This is a genomic window from Mesorhizobium sp. ESP-6-2, assembly GCF_020164675.1.
In the GTDB taxonomy this organism is placed as follows: domain Bacteria; phylum Pseudomonadota; class Alphaproteobacteria; order Rhizobiales; family Rhizobiaceae; genus Mesorhizobium.
The window spans coordinates 275,984-297,274 of sequence record NZ_JAIUGT010000005.1; the positions used below are offsets into that span (position 1 = coordinate 275,984).

Consider the following 21,291-nt stretch of genomic DNA (forward strand, 5'->3'; position numbering starts at 1 on the left):
GGTGCGATAGACATCAATCGGGCCGCACGCTACCAACAATCCGACATTGGTCGTCCGGGAGGTTCTGATGGCTTTGGTGATCGAGGGCGAGGAGCGCATTGCCGCACCCCTCCGGAAAGTTTGGGAAGCGCTGAACGATCCGGCGGTGCTGAGAGAAAGCATCCCCGGCTGCCAGAGCCTGGAAATGAAGTCGCCGACCGAGATGGCAGCGACGGTGGTGCTGAAGATCGGCCCGATCAAGGCGACCTTCAACGGCGAAGTGACGTTGAGAAATCTCAATCCCCCGCATGCCTACACGATCCAGGGCGAAGGCAAGGGCGGCATAGCCGGCTTCGCCAAGGGCGGCGCCGACGTGACGCTGACCGAGGACGGGGCGGACGCAACGGTGCTCAAATACGCCGCCAAGGCCGAAGTCGGCGGCAAGATCGCCCAGCTCGGCAGCCGGCTGATCGAATCGACCTCGAAGAAATTGGCGGGACAGTTCTTTTCGAGCTTCGGCGAGAAGGTGGGTGCTGCTTAGGCTGGTCTATCCAGCGTTAGCACCGCTTGGACGAAAATTACTCGAAGACGATGCTCGGCACGGCGTCCGCGGCCGCGCCTCGCTCTTCGTTGACCCTGTCCCAGACCTTCGAAGCGATATCGCGATAGATCCTCGCTTCGGCACTGTCAGGCTTCGATGCCACCACCGGCGCACCTTCATCCGAGCTTTCGCGAATGCCCATCTCCAGCGGCACCTCGCCAAGGAAGGTGACGCCGAGGCGCTCGGCCTCGCGGCGTGCGCCGCCATGGCCGAAGATGTCGTAGCGCTTGCCGGTGTCGGGGGCGAGGAAATAGCTCATGTTCTCGACGATGCCGAGCAGCGGCACGTCGACCTTCCTGAACATGTTGAGACCCTTGCGAGCATCGATCAGGGCCAGATCCTGCGGTGTCGAGACGATGACCGCGCCAGCCAACGGCACCTGCTGGGCCATGGTGAGCTGGGCGTCACCGGTGCCAGGGGGCATATCAACGACGAGCACGTCGAGTGGCCCCCATTCGACTTCGCGCAGCATCTGCGTCAGCGCCGACATCACCATCGGCCCGCGCCAGATCATCGGCGTTTCCTCGTCGACGAGGAAGCCCATCGACATCACCTTGAGACCGTAATTCTGCATCGGTTTCAGGATCTTGCCGTCGACGGTCTGCGGCCGGCCGCGGATGTTGAGCAGCCTTGGCATGGACGGGCCGTAGATGTCGGCGTCGAGCACGCCCACCTTCAGCCCGTTGGCGGCGAGGCCGAGCGCCAGATTGACGGCCGTGGTCGACTTGCCGACGCCGCCCTTGCCGGACGCAACCGCGATGATCGCCTCGATGCCGGGCACGCCGCGCTTGCCCTGGCTGTGCGAGGCAGGCGCATGGGGCGCCGGGCGCGGCGCGGCAGCGGGCGGGGCGGGGCGGGGCGCCGGGCGCGCTGCGACAGGCGCCTCCATGCCGCCGCCCTTCTTCTCCGCCGTCAAGGCGACGACGGCGCCGGCGACCCCTGGAATAGCCTTCACGACACGCTCGGCCGCGGTGCGCAGCGGCTCCATCTCCTGCGCCCTGGCGGCCGGAACGGTGATCGAGAAGAACACTTTCGCATCGGCGATGAAAATCTCGGAAACCATGCCGAGGTCGACGATGTTGCCGGTGAAATCGGGGCCATTGACCGTTTTCAGGCGCTCGATGACGGTTTCCTTGGTAACGGACATGGCTGATGTTTCCCTGACGTTCGGCTGCTGTTCACATAGTGCAGATCGCCGGCGGCTCCAAGCGCCAGGCCGCGACGTCAGCCTGCCAGGCGAACCGCCAGATAGGTCAGTGCCGAAATCGCCGCCGTCGCCGGCAAGGTGACGACCCATGCGATGACGATGTTGCCGGCTATGCCCCAGCGAACCGCCGAGACACGGCGGGCGGCGCCGACGCCTATGATGGCGCCGGTGATGGTGTGCGTGGTCGAAACCGGAACACCGAGCCATGTCGCGGCGAAGAGGGTGATGGCGCCGCCGGTCTCGGCGCAGAATCCCTGCATCGGGTTGAGCCTGGTGATCTTGGAACCCATCGTGTGGACGATGCGCCAACCGCCGAACAGCGTGCCCAGCGCCAATGCCGACTGGCAAGTCAGGACCACCCAGAGCGGCACGTAGAAATCCGTTCCGAGCATGCCTTGGGAATAGAGCAGCACGGCGATGATGCCCATGGTCTTTTGCGCATCGTTGCCGCCATGACCGAGCGAATAGAGGGATGCGGAAAAGAACTGCATGACACGGAAGGTGCTGTCGACGGCGAACGGCGTCTGGCGCACGAAAAGCCAGGAAACCACCAGGATCAGGAGAAGCGCCAGGACAAAGCCCGTCGCCGGCGACAGAACGATGGCGGCGACCGTCTTGCCGAGCCCCGCCCAGACGATGGCACCCGTCCCGGCCTTTGCGACGCCTGCTCCCACCAATCCGCCGATCAACGCATGCGAACTGCTCGACGGGATGCCGGCGATCCAGGTGACGATGTTCCAGACGATGGCGCCGACCAGGGCGGCGAAGATCACCGCCGGGGTGACGATGCTTGCATCGATGATACCCTTGCCCACGGTTTCGGCGACATGAAGGCCAAAGAACATGAAGGCGATGAAATTGAAGAAGGCCGCCCAGAACACCGCGTAATGCGGTCTCAGCACCCGGGTCGAGACAATGGTGGCGATCGAGTTGGCGGCGTCGTGCAGGCCGTTGAGGAAATCGAAGAACAGCGCGACGGCGACGAGGCCGACCAGCAAGGGAAAGGCGATCGCGACTTCCATCGCCTAGACGTTCTCGATGACGATGCCGCTGATCTCGTTGGCGACGTCCTCGAAGCGGTCGACCACCTTCTCCAATTGGCCATAGATCTCCGAGCCGATCAGATAGGCCATCGCGTCGCTGCGGCCGTGCCGCCTGAAGAGATCCTTCAGGCCCTGCTCATGCAGATCGTCGGCCCGGCCTTCGGCACGCATGACTTCCTCGGCGAGTTCATTCAGGCGCGCGCTGTTGGCGCTGACCTTGGCCAGCAGCGGGATCGCCTCGGCGACGAGCCTGGCGGCATCGACAATGACGGCGCCCATTTCCTGCATCAGCGGATCGAATTCCCTCTTCTCGAACAGCCGCACCGTCTTGACGGTCTTGTGCATCATGTCGATGGCGTCATCCATCGACTGGATCAGGTCCTTGATATCGCCGCGGTCGAAAGGCGTGATGAATGAGCGCCGCACGGCAAGCAGGACTTCGGCGGTGATATGGTCGGCCTCGTCCTCGAGATCGACGATCTTCTGGCACCAATGCTCGATGTCCTTGCCCAGGAGGAGCTCCTGCAGGGCCTCCGCGCCGCCGACCACCGTGCGGGAATGCCGCTCGAACAGGTCGAAGAAGCGATCTTCGCGCGGCAACAGCTTGCGGAACCAGCCCAGCATGTTCGTCCCTCCCGGCGCACCAGTTCCATCCACATAGCGCCGCATGCGCCCAGGGGGAACAGTAAGCCGGCTGAAAGATGTGGATGCAGCCAATTGCAGGCACCGCTCGCAATTGGCTGGCCGCCGGCAAAGCGGGGCTCGTCAAGCGACCGGCTCGACCTATTTCCAAGGAGACGCCGGGGACGACAAGCAGCGAAGGAGAAACGATCATGCTTGCAAACAGCAACGCAACGGCCAACCTCGCGGTGAAAGACCTGGCGAAGGCAAAGGCTTTCTATGAGGGGACGCTCGGCCTGAAACAGGTGCATGACGAGGGTGGCGAACTGATCGTGTACAAAAGCGGCGACACCACGATCAATGTCTATCGCTCTCAGTTCGCCGGAACCAACAAGGCGACGGCGGTGACGTGGACGGTCGGCGATGAGATCGACACCGTCGTCAGCGGGCTGAAATCGAAGGGCGTTGCCTTCGAGCACTACGAGATGCCCGGCCTGAGCCTGGAAGGCGACATCCATGTCGGCCAGGGCATGAAGGTCGCCTGGTTCAAGGATCCGGATGGCAACATCCTCAATCTCGTCGACCGATAGGTTTCTGCGATCAAGCATCGGCTTGGGGCGATCGACATCGCAGTTGGCGGCAGCCCTCTGGCGCGGTGCGGCGGGGGCGGTTAGCTTCAGACATGATCGACAAGCTGGAATTTTTCATCGCGCTTGCCAAGGAAGAGCATTTCGGCCGGGCGGCGGAAGTGTGCGGCGTCACCCAGCCCACCTTGTCGGCCGGCATCAAGCAACTTGAAGGTCAGCTGGGTGTAATGCTGGTCCTGCGCGGCTCGCGCTTCCTGGGCCTGACCCCGGAGGGCAAGCAGGTGCTGGTGTGGGCACGCCGTATCGTCGGCGATACCAGGACCATGCGCGAGGAGATGCGGGCGGCGCGGCACGGCTTGTCGGGACGTATCCGCATCGCCGCCATTCCCACCGCGCTCGCCATGGTGGCGCGGCTGACGACGCCATTCCGCGAAAAACACCCCGGCGTCACCTTCTCGGTATTGTCCCGGACCTCGATCGAAGTGCTGTCGCTGCTCGGCAATTTCGATATAGATGCCGGCATCACCTATCTCGACAACGAGCCGCTCGGACGAGTGACCAGCGTACCACTCTACGATGAGCGCTATCAGCTGATCACCGCCATCGGAAACCCCTATTCCGACCGCGACAAAGTGACATGGGCCGAGATCAGCCACCTGCCGCTCTGCCTGCTGACCCCAGACATGCAGAACCGCCGCATCATCGACCAGCACCTGGCCGAGGCCGGCGTCGAGGTGCGGCCGACGCTGGAATCCAATTCGATGATCGTGCTGTTCTCGCATATCCGCACCGGCAAATGGTCCTCGATCATGCCTCTCAACCTCACGGAAACGTTCGGCTTTTCCGAGCCTATCCGGGCCATCCCGATCGTCGAGCCGGACGCCAGCCACACGGTCGGGCTGGTGGCCGCGCTGCGCGAACCGCACACGCCGCTGGTTTCGGCGCTGCTGGACGAGGCGATGGCGCTCGCAGACGATTTCCGCACCCACCGCTAGGTTAGGAAATGCAGGTGCTGGAGCTCGATAGAAAATTTCTATCGAGCGACGGATCAGCTTTATTGATTTCGGGGGTTTCTCCTGATTTTGTAAAGACTTAGCGATAAAGCCACCGACCAGGGAGGGCGCTGCGTGACGATGCAGCCTGCAAGTACCGAGATCGCATCGCGCACGGCCGCGATCATCCAGGATCTGAAAGACCTCGAAGGTCCGCTGCTGCCGATCCTCCACGGCATCCAGGAAGAGTTCGGCCATGTGCCGCAGGCAGCACTCCCGGTCATTGCCGACGGGCTGAACCTTTCCAGAGCAGAGGTGCACGGCGTCGTCACCTTCTATCACGATTTCCGTGCCCGCCCGGCAGGCCGGCATGTGCTCAAGCTCTGCCAGGCCGAAGCTTGCCAGTCGATGGGTTCCGATGCGGTAGCCGCCAGGATCAAGCAATTGCTCGGCATTGATTTCCACGAGACGGCGAAAGACGGTTCGGTGACCCTGGAGCCGGTTTATTGCTTGGGACTGTGCGCCTGTTCGCCCTCGGCGATGCTCGATGGCGAGGTGATCGGGCGGCTCGACAACGAGAAGATCGAAGAGATCGTCGCGGAGGTGCGCTCATGATCCCGCGCATCTACATTCCCGGCGATTCCGGCGCGCTGGCGCTCGGTGCCGAAAGGGTCGCCAAGGCTGTTCGCGCTGAACTCGCCGAGCGCGGCGTTGAGGCCAAGATCGTCCGCAATGGTTCGCGCGGCGCCTATTTCCTAGAGCCTATGGTCGAGGTCGCCACAGCAAACGGCCGCGTCGCCTACGGGCCGGTGAAGCCGTCCGACGTCAGGAGCTTGTTCGACAGCGGCTTTCTCACCGGCGGCCATCACAAGCGCTGGTTGGGCGCGCCGGACAAGATCCCGTTCCTGGCCAAGCAGACCCGTCTGACCTTCGCGCGCTGCGGCATCAACGACCCGCTGTCACTCGACGCCTATAAGTCGCTTGGCGGGCTGAAGGGCCTACAGAACGCGGTGGCCATGGCGCCGGCCGAGATTGTCAGCCAGGTTACGGAGTCCGGCCTGCGCGGCCGCGGCGGCGCCGGCTTCCCGACCGGCATCAAATGGAAGACCGTGCTCGATACGACATCCGAGCGCAAATACATCGTCTGCAACGCCGACGAGGGCGACAGCGCCACCTTCGCCGACCGCATGATCATGGAGGGCGATCCCTTCGTGCTGATCGAAGGCATGGCGATCGCCGGCATCGCCACCGGCGCGACCAAGGGGTTCGTCTACATCCGCTCGGAATATCCGCATGCGGTGGCGGTCATGAACAAGGCCGTCGAGGTCGCCCGCAAGGCCGGCGTGCTCGGCGTCAACGTGCTCAGTTCGCCCAATGCCTTCGACATGGAGATCCGCCTCGGCGCGGGCGCCTATGTCTGCGGCGAGGAGACCTCGCTTCTGAACAGTCTGGAAGGCAAACGCGGCGTGGTGCGCGCCAAGCCGCCGCTGCCGGCAATCCAGGGCCTTTTTGGCAAGCCGACAGTGATCAACAACGTCATCTCGCTGGCTTCGGTGCCTGTCATCATGGACAAGGGTGCCGCCTACTACAAGAATTTCGGCATGGGCCGCTCGCGCGGCACGATCCCGATCCAGATCGCCGGCAACGTCAAGCGTGGCGGCCTGTTCGAGGCGGCGTTCGGCATGACACTGGGCGAAATCGTCGACGATATCGGCGGCGGCACGGCCACCGGCCGGCCGGTGAAGGCGGTGCAGGTCGGCGGTCCGCTCGGCGCCTATTTTCCGCGCGCTTTGTTCGACACGCCGTTCGATTATGAGGAATTCGCCAAACGCGATGGACTGATCGGCCATGCCGGCATCACCGTGTTCGACGACACCGCCGACATGCTGAAGCAGGCGCGCTTCGCCATGGAGTTCTGCGCCATCGAAAGCTGCGGCAAGTGCACGCCCTGCCGCATCGGCTCGACGCGCGGGGTGGAGACCATCGACAGGCTCGCCGCCGGCATCGAGCCGGAGAAGAACCTCGCCCTGGTCACCGATCTCTGCAACACGATGAAGTTCGGATCGCTCTGCGCGCTGGGCGGCTTCACGCCTTACCCGGTGATGAGCTCGATCACGCATTTCCCCGAGGATTTCAAGCCCGCACCGGCGCGCGTGGCTGCTGAATAGGAGCTGGCAGATGAACATCAAGGCCGACTTCCCGACGCTCATCGAAGAGATCGACTACGGAACTCCGCAATCGAAGGCTGAGAAGCGGATCACGCTGACCGTCGACGGCCGCAGCATCACCGTGCCGGAAGGCACGTCGATCATGCGCGCCGCGATGGAGGGCGGCGTCGAGATCCCGAAGCTGTGCGCTACGGACATGCTGGACTCCTTCGGCTCCTGCCGCGTCTGCCTGGTCGAGATCGATGGCCGCGGCGGCACGCCGGCGTCCTGCACGACCCCCGTCGGCGAAGGCATGGTGGTGCGCACGCATTCGGAACGGCTCGACGCCATTCGCCGCGGCGTCATGGAGCTCTATGTCTCCGACCATCCGGTGGGCTGGGACCAGAAGGCCGGCACCGGCGCCAGCGAGTTCGACGCGGTGGCGAAGTCGGTCGGCCTGACCGAGAACCGCTACGGCGTCGAAGGCCGCAACCACGTCAAGGAGGATGGCGTCGCGCCCGGCCACGGCTCGCTGGCCGTCGACTACATCGCGCGTGACGAATCCAACCCGTATTTCACCTATGATCCGGCGCAATGCATCGTCTGTTCGCGTTGCGTGCGGGCATGCGAAGAGGTGCAGGGTACGTTTGCGCTGACGATCGAGGGCCGCGGCTTCGAATCGCGCATGGTCGCCGGCATGCATGAGGATTTCATCGCTTCCGAATGCGTGTCCTGCGGCGCCTGCGTGCAGGCCTGCCCGACCGATGCGCTGCGCGAGAAGACAGTGCTCGCCAAGGGCCTGCCGGAACGCTCGGCCGTGACCACCTGCGCCTATTGCGGCGTCGGCTGCTCGTTCAAGGCCGAAGTGAAGGACGACGAGGTCCTCCGCATGATGCCCTACAAGGAGGGCAAGGCCAATCACGGCCATTCGTGCGTGAAGGGCCGCTTCGCTTATGGCTACGCCACCCACAAGGACCGCATCCTGTCGCCGATGATCCGCGAGAAGGTCAGCGATCCGTGGCGCGAGGTGAGCTGGGAAGAGGCGATCGCCCACACGGCCAAGGAGTTCCGCCGCATCCAGTACCAGTACGGACGCACCGCGATCGGCGGCATCACCTCGTCGCGCTGCACCAATGAGGAGACCTATCTCGTCCAGAAGCTGGTGCGCCAGGGCTTCCGCAACAACAATGTCGACACCTGCGCGCGCGTCTGCCATTCGCCGACCGGCTACGGGCTCGGCCAGACCTATGGCACCTCGGCCGGCACGCAGGATTTCGATTCCGTCGAATTCACCGACGTCGCCGTCATCATCGGCGCCAATCCGGCTTCCGCACACCCGGTTTTCGCCTCGCGGCTGAAGAAGCGGCTGCGCGAAGGCGCCAAGCTGATCGTGCTCGACCCGCGCCGCACCGAGATGGTCAAGTCGGCGCATATCGAAGCCGACTACCACCTGCCGCTGAAGCCCGGCACCAATGTCGCCGTGCTGACGGCGCTGGCACATGTCATCGTCACCGAAGGCCTGTTCGACGAGGCCTTCATCCGCGAGCGCTGCGACTGGACGGAATTCCAGGACTGGGCGTCCTTCGTCGCCCTGCCGGAGAACAGCCCCGAAACCGTCGGCAAGCTGTCGGGCGTCGATCCCGAACTGATCCGCGGTGCGGCACGTCTCTACTCCAAGGGCGGCAACGGCGCGATCTACTATGGCCTCGGCGTCACCGAGCACAGCCAGGGCTCGACCACGGTGATGGCGATTGCCAATCTCGCCATGGCCACCGGCAATATCGGCCGCCCGGGCGTCGGGGTGAACCCGCTGCGCGGCCAGAACAATGTGCAGGGCTCGTGCGACATGGGCTCCTTCCCGCACGAACTGCCGGGCTATCGCCATATTTCGGGCGACGCGGTGCGCGACATCTATGAAAGCCTGTGGGGCGTGAAGCTGGACGACGAACCGGGGCTGCGCATCCCCAACATGCTGGATGCAGCCGTCGACGGCTCCTTCAAGGGCATCTACATCCAGGGCGAGGACATCCTGCAGTCCGATCCCGACACCAAGCATGTCGCCGCCGGTCTGGCCGCGATGGAATGCGTGGTCGTGCACGATCTCTTCCTCAACGAGACGGCGAACTACGCGCATGTGTTCCTGCCGGGCTCGACCTTCCTCGAGAAGGACGGCACCTTCACCAATGCCGAGCGCCGTATCAACATGGTGCGCAAGGTGCTGGAACCGAAGGCGCGCTACGCCGACTGGGAAGCGACGCAGGAGCTTGCCCGCGCCATCGGGCTCGACTGGAACTATACGCACCCCTCCGAGATCATGGACGAGATCGCCAAGACGACGCCGAGCTTCGCCGGCGTCTCGTTCGAGTTGCTCGACCGCGTCGGGTCGGTGCAATGGCCCTGCAATGAGAAGGCGCCGCTCGGCACCCCGATCATGCATGTAGACGGCTTCGTGCGCGGCAAGGGCAAGTTCATCCGCACCGAATATGTGGCGACGGACGAGCGAACCGGGCCGCGCTTCCCGCTGCTTTTGACCACCGGCCGGATCCTGTCGCAGTACAATGTCGGCGCGCAAACGCGGCGCACTGATAATATCATGTGGCACTCCGAGGACCGGCTGGAGATCCATCCGCACGACGCCGAGAACCGTGGCCTGCGCGACGGCGACTGGGTGCGGCTGACCAGCCGCTCCGGCGAGACGACGCTGCGCGCGCAGGTCACCGACAGGGTGTCACCGGGCGTGGTCTACACGACCTTCCACCATCCCGACACGCAGGCCAACGTCATCACCACGGACTTTTCGGACTGGGCGACCAACTGTCCGGAATATAAGGTGACGGCGGTGCAGGTCGGTGCCTCCAACGGGCCGTCGGAATGGCAGCGCGACTATGACGAGCAGGCTCGCCAGAGCCGTCGCATCGCTCCGCTGGAAGCGGCGGAGTAGGAGGCAAGGTCGCAATGTATGCCTTGCCTGCCTATCTGCTCGCTGTCCTTACCGCTTCAGTGGTAATTCCGTTGGAGTTTTTGGCGGTTTCGATATCGAAAGACCTGATCGCTGGAAAAGGTTTCTCGTTGGATCCATTTCGGGACGGACTGCTCGCCGGCGTGTTCCTGTTGCCGTTCATCGTCTTCTTTTTCGCGATTGTGATATCGGTGGTGCCGTTCGCGTATTTCCAGAGCGCCTATAAGCAATTGAATGGAACTGCTGCCAAATACGCGGCTATTTTGTTTGGTGTCGCAGTTGCCTTCTTCGGATTTGAAGTGATGGGCCAGCTGTTGCCGCCGTTCCCCCGACATGATCATTTAGCAGCAGCACTATTGAGCATTGCGCCGGGAACCGTGAGCGGTTGGGTCTTTCACAGGACGAAGAAGCTTTCTTCCGAAGAGCTTACCGCGAAGGAGGATAGCTGATGTTGCCTCGTCCGCCTGCCACTACGCCGGCCAGCCGTATTGCCAGACGCGCGTCCGGCACAATTTCGGCAACCCGTATGGTACCGGAGGAGACGCCGGTGGCGTTCTCCTTTGCCGGCACGACGCACGCGGTGATGATGGCGAGCCCGGCCGATTTGAAGGATTTCGCGCTCGGTTTCTCGCTGACCGAAGGCATCATCGCTTCACCCGACGAAATCGAGGCGATCGAGGTCGAGGATCTCGGCGCCGGCATCGACATCCAGATTCGACTGAAGGACCAGGCCAACACGCGCTTCGAGGCGCGGCGGCGCAGGCTCGCCGGACCGGTCGGCTGCGGGCTCTGCGGCATCGAATCCATCGAGGAAGCGATGCGCTCGGTCGATACGGTTGGTGCGCCTAAGCTTACGCTTGATGCCGGCGACATCGTCCGTTCCGTCAAGCTTCTCGCCAAGATGCAGCCGCTGCACAGCGAGACGGGCGCGGTGCACGCCGCCGGCTTCTATATTCCCGGCAAGGGCACCGTCATTGCGCGCGAGGATGTCGGCCGTCACAACGCACTGGACAAGCTGGCCGGCGCATTGGCCAAGGCCGGCATCGACGGCGCGACCGGCGCGGTGGTGGTGACGTCGCGCGTCTCCGTCGAGATGGTGCAGAAGACGGCGGCGATCGGCTCGGCCTTCATCATCGCCGTGTCGGCGCCGACCGCGCTTGCCATCCGCACCGCCGAAGAGGCCGGCATGACGCTGGTGGCGTTGGTTCGCGGCGACGATTTCGATATTTTCACCCACCCCGACCGGGTGGCTACCGGAGCTGCCAAGCATGTCGCATGACGAAGACCATATCATGAGCACCGGCGAGAAGCTGGTGCGGATGGCCAACCAGATCGCGGCCTTTTTCCACTCCAGGCCGCGCGAAGAAGGCGTGGCCGGCGTGGCCGAGCATATCAACAAATTCTGGGAACCGAGGATGCGGCGTCAGTTCTTCGAGATGTTGGACAGCGGCGGCGATGGCTTCGATGAACTCGTCGTGGCTGCCTCGACCAGGATCAAGCGGCCGGTCACGCCCGCCGAAGCTGATCTGAAGCTCGGGCTCAAGCTTCCCCCAGGCGACGTAGCCGCCTCGCAAAAATAGCCATTGGTTCGCGTCCGCTTATATTTCCTTCCGCTAAAGTTTAAGCTGCCGCAAGCGACGCAGCTCTGCTATGGTCGGCGATCCGAAATCGTCAGGCCGGGCGGAACAACTCGTGAGGCCGATCGAGACCCGATATGCCCGTAGCGGCGACGTGCGGATCGCCTATCAGGTGGTCGGCCAGGGCGCGTTCGATCTCGTCTTCGTGCCGGGCTTCATCTCCAACCTCGATCTGCATTGGGAAGATGAAGGCTATAGCAGGCTGCTGAAACGGCTTTCCGCCTTCTCAAGGCTGATCCTGTTCGACAAGCGCGGCACCGGCCTGTCCGACCGCGTCGATGCCAACCACCTCCCCAGCCTCGAAACGCGCATGGACGACGTGCGTGCGGTGATGGACGCCGCCGGCAGCGGCCGCGCGGCCCTGCTCGGCGCCTCGGAAGGCGCTCCGATGGCCATGCTGTTCGCGGCTACCTATCCGGAGCGGACGCGCGCCCTGGTGCTCTATGGCGGCTATGCCCATTTCCACCGATGGGTGATGCCGCCGGAACGGCTGGACGCATTCATCGCGACGACGGAAACCGCCTGGGGCACTGGCGCCACCTTGCCGCATTTTGCGCCCGGGCGCGTGGAGGACAGTCACTTTGCCGCCTGGTGGTCGCGGTTCGAACGGTTGTCGGCAAGCCCGACGGCGGCGGCGGCACTGGCGCGCATGAACGCCGGCATAGACGTGCGCGGCATACTCTCGGCGATCAGCGCGCCAACGCTGCTGATCCACCGCCGCAACGACGCGCGCGTCGATCCCGATGCCAGCCGCTTCCTCGCCCGGAAGATCCCGAACGCCCGGCTTGTCGAAATCCCCGGGCGCGACCACCCGGTATGGACCGGTGACGTCGACCGGGTCGCCGACCTGATCGAGGAATTCCTGACCGGCGAGCCGGCCGTGGCCGACAGCGAACGCGTGCTCGCCGCATTGCTGGTGACGCGTATCTACGACACGGCGCGCCTCGGCGACCGCATGTGGAGCGAGCGCAGCCAGCGCTTCCAGGAGACCTGGCGACTGCTGGTTGGGCGCCATGGCGGACGGCCCGCGGGCACGCATGGCGAACTGATGGTCTCGCGCTTCGACGGTCCGGCGCGCGCCATACGTTGCGCGGCCGCATTGCGCGAAGCGGCGCAGGAGATCGGCGTGGCCAGCGCGCAGGGCGTGCATGTCGGCGAGATCGAGATGCGCGGACCGCCGGTCGGCCTGACCGCACGCGTCGCCATACAACTTGCCGCCCATGCCAGCCGCGGCGACATCCTGGCGTCGCGGCTGGTTGCCGACCTGGCGACCGGCTCAGGCCTCCATTTCATCGATGGCGGACGCATCGCGCTGGACGAATTGGACGAGCCGCTGGCACTTGTCCTTGCGACGTCCGAGCAGCATCTGGAACCCGCCTGCCGATCCAAGCCCAGGCCTGCCGAACCGGCTGTGCTGACGGCGCGCGAAAGCGAGGTGGTGAGCCTGATCGCCGACGGCAAAAGCAATGCCGCGATCGCTGCCGAGCTCAACCTCAGCGAGCATACGGTCAAGCGTCACGTCGCCAACATATTGCTCAAGCTCGACCTGCCATCGCGGGCGGCGGCGGCCGCGTTTTCGGCACGGAACCCTGGCCCGCACGGGCCATGAAGGCCATGGCGCTTTCGGGCGAAGCGGCCGAAGGCGTCGGGGACTATCAATTCTTCCGCATGCAGGCCAGGCGATATCGCCATGACGGCACTGCGAAGGGAGGATGAAATGGTGGAATCAAGTCGCAAGACCAGATTGCTCGTCATCGCGGCGGGCGCCGGCGCCTTGCTGGCCCTGGCTCCGGCGCGGGCCGAGGATGCCTCCGCGACGGCAGCATACAAGGACATAGAGGCCACGCTCGGCTCCGTACCGGACATGTTCAAGACTTTGCCTGACGTGGCGGTCGCCGGCGCCTGGGCCGAGATAAAGTCGATGCAGCTCAACCCCAAGACCGCACTCGACGGCAAGACCAAGGAACTCATGGGACTTGCCGTCGCCTCGCAGATCCCTTGCCAATACTGCGTCTACTTCCACACCGAGGCCGCCAAGCTCAACGGCGCGACCGACGAGGAGATCAAGGAAGCGGTGGCGATGGCGGCGATCGTTCGCCACTGGTCGACGATGCTCAACGGCAGCCAGGTCGACCTCGCAGCCTTCAAGAAGCAGACCGACGACGTGTTCGCGGCCGTGAAGGCCAAGTCGCAGTGACACTATCGCTGCACGGCGATGACCGCCGGGCAGCACTTTGCTCATCAACCGCCCGATCGGGAAGACAGGCCCATGGAGGATAAAAATGCTGACCAAGACACAGACCGTTGACGGCGCGGCAATCAAGAAAGCCATCGAAGGGCGCGACGGACAGATGCTGTCGAGCTTTTACGCCGACGATGCGGTGTTGCGGGTCGTCGACCGCAACAATCCGCCGAGCAAGCCGCGCGAGATCCGCGGCCGAGCGGCGATCAGCACGTTCTGGGACGACATCTGCAGCCGGGCAATGACCCACAAGGTCGACACCACCATCGCCGATGGCGACAACCTCGCCTTCACCCAGGCCTGCGCCTACCCGGACGGGACCAAGGTGTTCTGCGCGGCGATGCTGGAACTCAAGGGCGGGCGGATTGCACGGCAGACCGTCGTTCAGGCCTGGGACGAGTAATCAATCGCGGCATCAGCCGCACCTTCGGAGGAGGAAAAAATGTTCAGCGCCAGATGGCAGATCGATGCCAGGTTCGGACACAAGCAGACCGTGCTCGACCTCATGCGGAAATGGGAATCCGAGATCGGTTCGCAGGTCGGCGTCGCCGACCTGAAGTTCCAGATCATGACGGGTTCGGTCGGCGCGCGGGAGGGGACGGTCGAATCTCACCACCAGGTCGAAAGCCTGGCCCAGTTGGAAGAGTTCTTCGCCAGGATCGGCAAGATCGACGCGCACGCCAAATGGGGCAAGGAGATCGAGCCTTACGTCGTGTCGGGCACCAGCCTCTGGCAGATTTTCCGCATCGTGGAATAATGCATGTCGCCCAAAGGTGCCCATAGAACGACGATCTGAAGCGCGCCGCATCGGTCCCTTTCGGCGCGACGCGCTTCGCTACCATGACGGCTTCCGCCTGCCCACTATGGCTCTCCTGGGCCATTTCCCCACTGGCCCTTTCGGGCGAAGCAGCGAGGAGCCGGATCGGTGCAATGTGCTCTCCTGCACCATCCTGCGCACCCGACGGATGGACGGCACAAGCAAAGCAACAAGATCAATCGTCGCGTCGAGCCATATGGCGCAGGCGCGATCAGGGAGGAAACCGATGACCGACGAAACCTATGCAAAACTGCGTGAAGGCTTGCGCGGAGAGCTGATCCTTCGCGGCGAAGCCGGCTATGAGGAGGCTCGCAAGGTCTACAACGGCATGATCGACAAGAGCCCGGCGCTGATTGCACGCTGCGTCGATGTCGCCGACGTGATCACCGCCGTAAGGTTCGCGCGCATAAACGACCTCCTCATCGCCGTGCGCAGCGGCGGCCACAACGGCGCGGGATTGGGGATTTGCGACAACGGTCTCGTCATCGACCTGTCGATGATGAAAGGCGTCCATGTCGACCCGAAAACCCGGACCGTGAGGGTCGCGCCCGGCTGCACTTCGGGCGACGTGGACCACGCCACCCATCCTTTCGCGCTCGCCGTTCCGTTCGGCATCGTTTCGACCACGGGCGTCGCAGGTCTAACCCTTGGTGGAGGAACGGGCTATCTCACGCGCAAATACGGTCTCACCATCGATAATCTGATCGAGGCCGATCTTGTGCTGGCCGATGGCAGCATGGCGAAGGCCAGCAAAAGCGAGAATCCCGATCTGTTCTGGGCACTCCGGGGCGGCGGCGGCAATTTCGGCGTGGTGACCAGCTTCCTGTTCCAGGCTCATCCGGTGAACATGGTCTTCGGCGGTCCGGTATTCTGGGACGCCAGGCACGCACCGGCGGTGATGCGTACCTATCGCGACTACCTGCCGAAAGCGCCGGAAGACCTCGGCGCTTTCGTCGGCCTGAAATCCGTCCCTTCGACCGATCCGTTCCCGCGCGAGCATTGGGGCAAGCGCGCCTGTGCCATCATCTCGTGCTACAACGGCACGGAGGAGGATGGGCGCAAGGCCATGGCGCCGCTGCTGGACACCTTGCCGCCGCCAATGTTCAACTGGATGGGCGTAATGCCGTTCCCGGCGATGCAGTCGCTGTTCGACCCGCTCCTTCCGAAAGGCCTGCAATGGTACTGGAAGGGCGATTTCGTCAAGGCGCTTCCCGACGAAGCGATCGCGACCCATATCGCACAGGCCGCCCAGGCGCCCAGCGAATTGTCGCTTATGCATCTATACCCGATTGACGGCGCCGTCCGCCGCGTCGGCAAGGACGAGACCGCCTGGAACGCGCGTGACGCAAGCTGGTCGATGGTCATCGCCGCCATCGATCCCGACCCGGGCAAAGCCGCCGACCTGACCGCGTGGGCCCGGAACTACTGGGCGAACGTCCATCCCCATAATGGCGAGGGCGGCTACGTGAACTTCATGATGGACGATGAAGGGGACGCGCGCTTGCAGGCGAGCTATGGCGCGAATTACGAGCGGCTGAGCCAGGTTAAGCGAACCTACGACCCATCCAATGTCTTCCGGGTCAACCTGAACATCAAGCCCGCGACATCGGCGATGCAGGGCCGGACGGCCGCGTAGTGCGGGGGTCTCGCCACTGATGCCGTTCGGCGGCCGTGCCTGTCAGATGCAGTGCAATCGCGAAGTGGAATGACGCTGACGACCCTCTCAAGCGGGGTCGCCGGCGCCGGCCACAGCCATATAAGATCCGCCTTTGCCGGAAGCAGACAGATTATCCGTGCGCCACCATCACATGGCGCACGGCTGTATAATCCTCCAGCGCGTAGAGCGACATGTCCTTGCCGTAACCGGATTGCTTCAGCCCGCCATGCGGCATCTCGTTGGTCAGCATGAAGTGGGTGTTGATCCAGGTGCAGCCATATTGCAGGCGAGCGGCGGTCGCCATGGCGCGCGAGACGTCCCTGGTCCACACCGACGATGCCAGGCCATAATCGCTGTCATTGGCCCAGTTCACCGCCTCATCGACATCCGAGAAACGGGTCACCGAGACGACCGGACCAAACACTTCGCGGCGCACGATCTCGTCCTCCTGCAAGGCGCCGGCGACGACGGTCGGCTGGTAGTAGAAGCCGGTGCCCTCGCCCGGCTTGCCGCCGGTGGTGATCTCGATGTGCTTCAATTCCGAGGCGCGCTCGACGAAACTCGAGACACGGTCGCGCTGGCGGCGCGAGATCAATGGTCCGATCTCGTTTTCGGTATCGTCGGGACGGTTGTATTTGATGGTCGAGACCGCCGAGGAGAGGTCCGCGACAAGCTTATCGTAGACCTTCTTGCCGGCATAGATGCGGCAGGCGGCGGTGCAGTCCTGGCCGGCATTGTAGTAGCCGAAGGCGCGCAGGCCATTGACCACGGCGCCGAGGTCGGCATCGTCGAAGACGATGACCGGGGCCTTGCCGCCGAGTTCCAGATGCGTGCGCTTGACCGACTTGGCGGCCGCCTGGAGCACCTTCTTGCCGGTGGCGACATCGCCGGTGATCGAGATCATGTTGACCTTGGGATGGTTGATCAGCGTGTTGCCGACGCTGTCCCCGCGTCCGAGCACGACATTGACGACCCCTTCGGGCAGGATTTCGGCCAGGATCTTCGCCAGTTTCAGCGCCGTCAGCGGCGTCTGCTCCGACGGCTTGAAGACGACCGTGTTGCCGCCGCCGATCGCCGGCGCCAGCTTCCAGGCCATCATCATCAAGGGGTAATTCCACGGCGCGATGGAGGCGACGATGCCGATCGGATCGCGTCTGACCATCGAGGTGTGGCCCGGCAGGTACTCGCCGGCCACCTGGCCCGGCATGGAGCGGACGGCGCCGGCGAAGAAACGGTAGCAATCGACGATCGCCGGGATTTCGTCCTTGAGCACGGCATTGATCGGCTTGCCACAGTTCAGCGCCTCGAGCGCCGCGAATTCATTGGCTTCCGCCTCTATGCGGTCGGCGATCTTAAGAAGATAGCCCGAGCGCTGCGCGGGCGTGGTTCGCGACCAAGCCGCGAACGCCTTGCCGGCCGCCGTCACCGCCGCCTCGATCTGCGCCGGGCTTGCCTCGGGGAGATTGAGAATGGTCGCCCCGGTCTTCGGATTGAGGACCGGCTCCTCGGTCTCGGTGCCTTTCTCGAACTTCGAGCCGATCAGCATCTGGGCGTCCATTGGTTTCTCCTTGAAGAGGAGCGAGTAGCGAATAGGGTTTGGCTAACGATTTCCCTATTCGCTACTCGCTATTCGCTGTTTTCATTTCCCGCTGCCGGCGATCTGGTCGCCGTCGCGGGTCAGGTAATAGGCGGCGAGGATCGGCAGCAGCGTCACCAGCACCACCACCATGGCCACGACATTGGTGACCGGGCGCTGGCGCGGGCGGATCAGTTCTTCAAGCATCCAGATCGGCAGCGTCTGCTGCTGGCCGGCGGTGAAGGTGGTGACGATGACCTCGTCGAACGACAGCGCAAAGGCCAGCATGCCGCCGGCCAGCAGCGCCGTGGCGATGTTGGGCAACACGATATGCCGGAAGGTCTGAAAACCATCCGCGCCGAGATCCATCGAGGCCTCGATCATCGAGCCGGAGGTGCGACGGAAGCGGGCAACGGCATTGTTGTAGACGACAACCACGCAGAAGGTGGCGTGGCCGAGCACGACCGTCCAGAACGAGAACGGAATGTCGGCCAGCGCGAAAGCCGAACGCAGCGCAATGCCGGTGATGATGCCGGGCAGCGCGATCGGCAGGATGACCAGAAGCGAAATGGTTTCACGGCCGAAGAATTTCGTCCGTGACACCGCGGCGGCGCACAGCGTGCCGAGAACCAGCGCGATGGCCGTCGAGATGGCGGCGACGCGCACCGAGAGCGACAGCGCTTCCCACACGTCCGGCCGGTTCCAGGTGACGGCGAACCACTGCGTGGTGAGCCCCGGCGGCGGCCAGACGAAGCTCTTCTCCTCCGTCGTGAAGGCATAGACGAAGATCAGCAGAATCGGCAGATGCAGGAACAGCAGCCCACAGGCGGCGGCGACTTTGAGGCCAAGCGGAGCCGATTGGGCACGGTCAGAGCGCATCGAAAGCCCCCATGCGTTTGGCGCCCCAGAGGTAGAAGCCCATGATGACGATCGGCACCACTGTGAAGGCGGCGGCGAGCGGGATGTTGCCGGCGGTGCCTTGCTGCGAATAGACGGCCTGGCCGATGAACAGGCGCGACGTGCCGATGATCTGCGGGATGATGTAGTCACCAAGCGTCAGCGAAAAGGTGAAGATCGAACCGGCGACAATGCCGGGCAGCGCCAGCGGGAACAGCACATTGCGAAAAGTCTGGCCTGGCGAGGCGCCGAGGTCGGAAGAGGCCTCGACCAGGTTGCCGGGCACGCGCTCGAGGGCAGCCTGCACCGGCAGGATCATGAAGGGCAGCCAGACATAGACGAAAACGATGAAGGTGCCGGTGAACGACACCGACAGCGAGTTGCCGCCGACGACCGGCAGCGACAGCCACGCATCGAGCAACCACAACAGGTTCAGCTTGGCGAGCAGCCAGGTGAGAATGCCTTCCTTGGCCAGGATCAATTTCCAGGCGTAGATCTTGACCAGGTAGCTTGACCACAGCGGCAGCATGACGCCGAGATAGAACAGCGCCTTCCAGCGGCCGCGCGCATAGCGCGCCGCGTAATAGGCGATGGGGAACGCAACGACGGCCGCGGCCAGCGTCACCAGGGCCGCCATCGTCACCGTGCGCAGAATGATGTCGAGATTGGCGGCCTGCAACAGGTCGCCATAGGTCTTCAACGTGAACTCACGGTTGATGAGGCCGGAGAACTCGTCGATCGAGAAAAAGCTCTGCGCCAGAAGCGCGAACAACGAACCGATATAGACGATGCCGAGCCACAGGACCGGCGGCAAAAGCATGAGCAGAAGGAGCAGTTGCGGCCTGCGCCAGAAGAGGTCCGACAGCGCACCACGCAGGCCGCCGCTGCCGGGCAGGATGGCAGGGGCTGGATTGGGGTTGAGCGCGGCAATGGTCATGACGCGCCTACGTTCTCACCGGATCAAGGCCAGCAAGGCCGCGCTCTACGGCGCCCCCCTCTGGACTGCCGGCCATCTCCCCCACAAGGGGGGAGATCGGCAGCTTGGCCCGCGGCGCCTGTTCTGCGACGTTGGTGATTGGCGAAAGCCGAGGTGAAATCCAATCTCCCCCCTCGTGGGGGAGATGTCCGGCAGGACAGAGGAGGGCCCCGTAGAGCACCTCGGTAAGCCTATTAGCCATCACACCGCTTCGTCCATCAAATGCAGGCTCTCCCGGTTGAAGGTGAGCACCACCGCCTCGCCTTCCCCGGGCAGGGCGGTGCCGGCCGGTACGATGGCGTGCAGCTTCAGCCCGTCGGCGTCGAGCGCCAGCCTGGTCGTGGCTCCAAGATAGTTCGTGCCGACCAGGCGCGCGGCCACGCCGTCGCCTTTCGCGGCGCGGCCGACGCGGATCGATTCGGGTCGCAGGCTGCCCCAGCGGCGCTGGCCGCAATAGCGCTGGACGAAATCCGGCGGCAGCACGTTGGAGGAACCGACGAAATCGGCGACGAAGCGGGTGCTCGGCCGCTGGTAGATATCTTCCGGCGTGCCGATCTGCATGATCCTGCCGTCGTTGAAGACGGCGACGCGATCGGCCATCGACAGCGCCTCGCCTTGATCGTGGGTGACGAAGATGAAGGTTATGCCGAGCGCCTTTTGCAGCGACTTCAGCTCTTCCTGCATGTTCTCGCGCAATTTGAGGTCGAGCGCGCCGAGGGGCTCGTCGAGCAGCAGCACCTTGGGCTGGTTGACCAGTGCGCGGGCCAGCGCGACGCGCTGGCGCTGGCCGCCGGAAAGCTGGCCAGGGCGGCGAGCGCCGTAGCCGGGCAGCCTGACCAAAGACAGCGCCTCTTCCGCTGCCTTGTGCCGCCCGGCCTTGCCGATGCCCTTGACCATCAACCCATAGGCGACATTGTCGAGCACATCGAGATGCGGGAACAGCGCATAGTCCTGGAAGACGGTGTTGACGTTGCGGCGATAGGGCGGAACACCCTCGGCGCGCTCGCCGAAGATCGAGATCGAACCCGTCGTCGGCTGCTCGAAGCCGGCAATGAGACGCAGGCAGGTCGTTTTGCCGGAGCCCGACGGCCCGAGCATGGCGAAGAACTCGCCAGGCACGATTTCGAGGTCGACCGTGTCGACGGCGCGCACGCTGCCGAAATGGCGCGAGACTTTCTGAAAGGAAACGGCTGAGGTCATGGGGTGTCAGTCTCTTGCCGATTGGGTTCTGTTCGGTCGCCCGCAATCGTGGCTGGACGGCGAACGCGCGCGCCACTTACCTCCCCCTCGATGCGGGAGGTCGCGGCGAAGTCGCGGGTGGGGGTGCTCTGGCATGGACCGCCGCGCCGCCCC

Annotated in this window: 21 protein-coding genes; 14 read left to right on the forward strand and 7 right to left on the reverse strand. The window is 64.1% G+C overall.

What is annotated here, in order from left to right; genetic code table 11:
- The first annotated feature begins 67 nt into the window (after positions 1–67).
- Entirely contained in the window at positions 68–520 is a 453-nt protein-coding gene (locus tag LB532_RS16230) for an SRPBCC family protein (protein ID WP_140640088.1), read from the forward strand.
- Positions 521–557: 37 nt separating this feature from the next.
- Here the strand turns inward: LB532_RS16230 and LB532_RS16235 are convergent, their stop codons facing one another.
- The 3 genes from LB532_RS16235 to LB532_RS16245 form a co-directional block, all read right to left on the reverse strand.
- Positions 558–1,727 (reverse strand): Mrp/NBP35 family ATP-binding protein, encoded by a 1,170-nt coding sequence (locus LB532_RS16235; RefSeq protein ID WP_224556980.1) that lies wholly within the window; start codon positions 1,725–1,727, stop codon positions 558–560.
- 77 nt (positions 1,728–1,804) lie between these two features.
- Complete coding sequence (locus LB532_RS16240; protein ID WP_140497030.1) at positions 1,805–2,809, reverse strand: inorganic phosphate transporter; 1,005 nt, start codon at positions 2,807–2,809, stop codon at positions 1,805–1,807.
- 3 nt (positions 2,810–2,812) lie between these two features.
- On the reverse strand, positions 2,813–3,454 hold the full coding sequence (locus tag LB532_RS16245; RefSeq protein ID WP_140640090.1) for a DUF47 domain-containing protein: 642 nt from the start codon (positions 3,452–3,454) through the stop codon (positions 2,813–2,815).
- Positions 3,455–3,663: 209 nt separating this feature from the next.
- Between LB532_RS16245 and LB532_RS16250 the strand changes: the two genes are divergently transcribed.
- The 13 genes from LB532_RS16250 (at position 3,664) to LB532_RS16310 (ending at position 16,468) form a co-directional block, all read left to right on the forward strand.
- Positions 3,664–4,041, forward strand: coding sequence for a VOC family protein (locus tag LB532_RS16250; protein WP_140640092.1), 378 nt, complete (start codon positions 3,664–3,666; stop codon positions 4,039–4,041).
- Positions 4,042–4,133: 92 nt separating this feature from the next.
- Positions 4,134–5,033 carry a LysR family transcriptional regulator gene (locus tag LB532_RS16255; protein WP_140640094.1) on the forward strand — a complete coding sequence of 300 codons (900 nt, stop codon included), beginning with the start codon at positions 4,134–4,136 and terminating at the stop codon, positions 5,031–5,033.
- 132 nt (positions 5,034–5,165) lie between these two features.
- Positions 5,166–5,645: a formate dehydrogenase subunit gamma gene (locus LB532_RS16260; RefSeq protein WP_140640096.1), complete on the forward strand. Its 480-nt coding sequence runs from the start codon at positions 5,166–5,168 to the stop codon at positions 5,643–5,645.
- Positions 5,642–7,198, forward strand: a complete 1,557-nt coding sequence (locus LB532_RS16265) for a formate dehydrogenase beta subunit (RefSeq protein WP_140640098.1) — start codon at positions 5,642–5,644, stop codon at positions 7,196–7,198. Before LB532_RS16260 ends, LB532_RS16265 begins: the two co-directional genes overlap by 4 nt.
- Before the next feature lie 10 nt (positions 7,199–7,208).
- Positions 7,209–10,118: a formate dehydrogenase subunit alpha gene (gene fdhF / locus LB532_RS16270; RefSeq protein ID WP_140640100.1), complete on the forward strand. Its 2,910-nt coding sequence runs from the start codon at positions 7,209–7,211 to the stop codon at positions 10,116–10,118.
- Between the two features lie 14 nt (positions 10,119–10,132).
- Positions 10,133–10,585 (forward strand): hypothetical protein, encoded by a 453-nt coding sequence (locus LB532_RS16275; protein ID WP_140640102.1) that lies wholly within the window; start codon positions 10,133–10,135, stop codon positions 10,583–10,585.
- Positions 10,585–11,415: a formate dehydrogenase accessory sulfurtransferase FdhD gene (fdhD, locus tag LB532_RS16280; RefSeq protein WP_140640104.1), complete on the forward strand. Its 831-nt coding sequence runs from the start codon at positions 10,585–10,587 to the stop codon at positions 11,413–11,415. Before LB532_RS16275 ends, fdhD begins: the two co-directional genes overlap by 1 nt.
- The gene (locus LB532_RS16285; protein ID WP_140640106.1) at positions 11,405–11,716 is read left to right on the forward strand and encodes a formate dehydrogenase subunit delta; all 312 of its coding nucleotides are present in this window, start codon (positions 11,405–11,407) and stop codon (positions 11,714–11,716) included. The genes fdhD and LB532_RS16285 overlap by 11 nt, the downstream gene beginning before the upstream one ends.
- Before the next feature lie 112 nt (positions 11,717–11,828).
- On the forward strand, positions 11,829–13,382 hold the full coding sequence (locus LB532_RS16290) for an alpha/beta fold hydrolase (RefSeq protein ID WP_140640108.1): 1,554 nt from the start codon (positions 11,829–11,831) through the stop codon (positions 13,380–13,382).
- A gap of 108 nt (positions 13,383–13,490) precedes the next feature.
- Positions 13,491–13,970, forward strand: a complete 480-nt coding sequence (locus LB532_RS16295; RefSeq protein ID WP_140640109.1) for a carboxymuconolactone decarboxylase family protein — start codon at positions 13,491–13,493, stop codon at positions 13,968–13,970.
- 85 nt (positions 13,971–14,055) lie between these two features.
- On the forward strand, positions 14,056–14,418 hold the full coding sequence (locus LB532_RS16300; RefSeq protein ID WP_140497301.1) for a nuclear transport factor 2 family protein: 363 nt from the start codon (positions 14,056–14,058) through the stop codon (positions 14,416–14,418).
- Positions 14,419–14,457: 39 nt separating this feature from the next.
- Positions 14,458–14,772 (forward strand): hypothetical protein, encoded by a 315-nt coding sequence (locus tag LB532_RS16305; protein WP_140640111.1) that lies wholly within the window; start codon positions 14,458–14,460, stop codon positions 14,770–14,772.
- 286 nt (positions 14,773–15,058) lie between these two features.
- Positions 15,059–16,468, forward strand: coding sequence for an FAD-binding oxidoreductase (locus LB532_RS16310; RefSeq protein WP_140640113.1), 1,410 nt, complete (start codon positions 15,059–15,061; stop codon positions 16,466–16,468).
- A gap of 151 nt (positions 16,469–16,619) precedes the next feature.
- Here the strand turns inward: LB532_RS16310 and LB532_RS16315 are convergent, their stop codons facing one another.
- The 4 genes from LB532_RS16315 to LB532_RS16330 form a co-directional block, all read right to left on the reverse strand.
- Positions 16,620–18,047 (reverse strand): gamma-aminobutyraldehyde dehydrogenase, encoded by a 1,428-nt coding sequence (locus tag LB532_RS16315; RefSeq protein ID WP_140640115.1) that lies wholly within the window; start codon positions 18,045–18,047, stop codon positions 16,620–16,622.
- Between the two features lie 81 nt (positions 18,048–18,128).
- Positions 18,129–18,944 (reverse strand): ABC transporter permease, encoded by an 816-nt coding sequence (locus LB532_RS16320; RefSeq protein WP_140640117.1) that lies wholly within the window; start codon positions 18,942–18,944, stop codon positions 18,129–18,131.
- Complete coding sequence (locus LB532_RS16325) at positions 18,934–19,899, reverse strand: ABC transporter permease (protein WP_140640119.1); 966 nt, start codon at positions 19,897–19,899, stop codon at positions 18,934–18,936. The genes LB532_RS16320 and LB532_RS16325 overlap by 11 nt, the downstream gene beginning before the upstream one ends.
- A gap of 240 nt (positions 19,900–20,139) precedes the next feature.
- A complete protein-coding gene (locus tag LB532_RS16330) occupies positions 20,140–21,138 on the reverse strand; it encodes an ABC transporter ATP-binding protein (RefSeq protein WP_140640123.1) in 999 nt (332 codons plus the stop codon).
- Positions 21,139–21,291 lie beyond the last annotated feature (153 nt).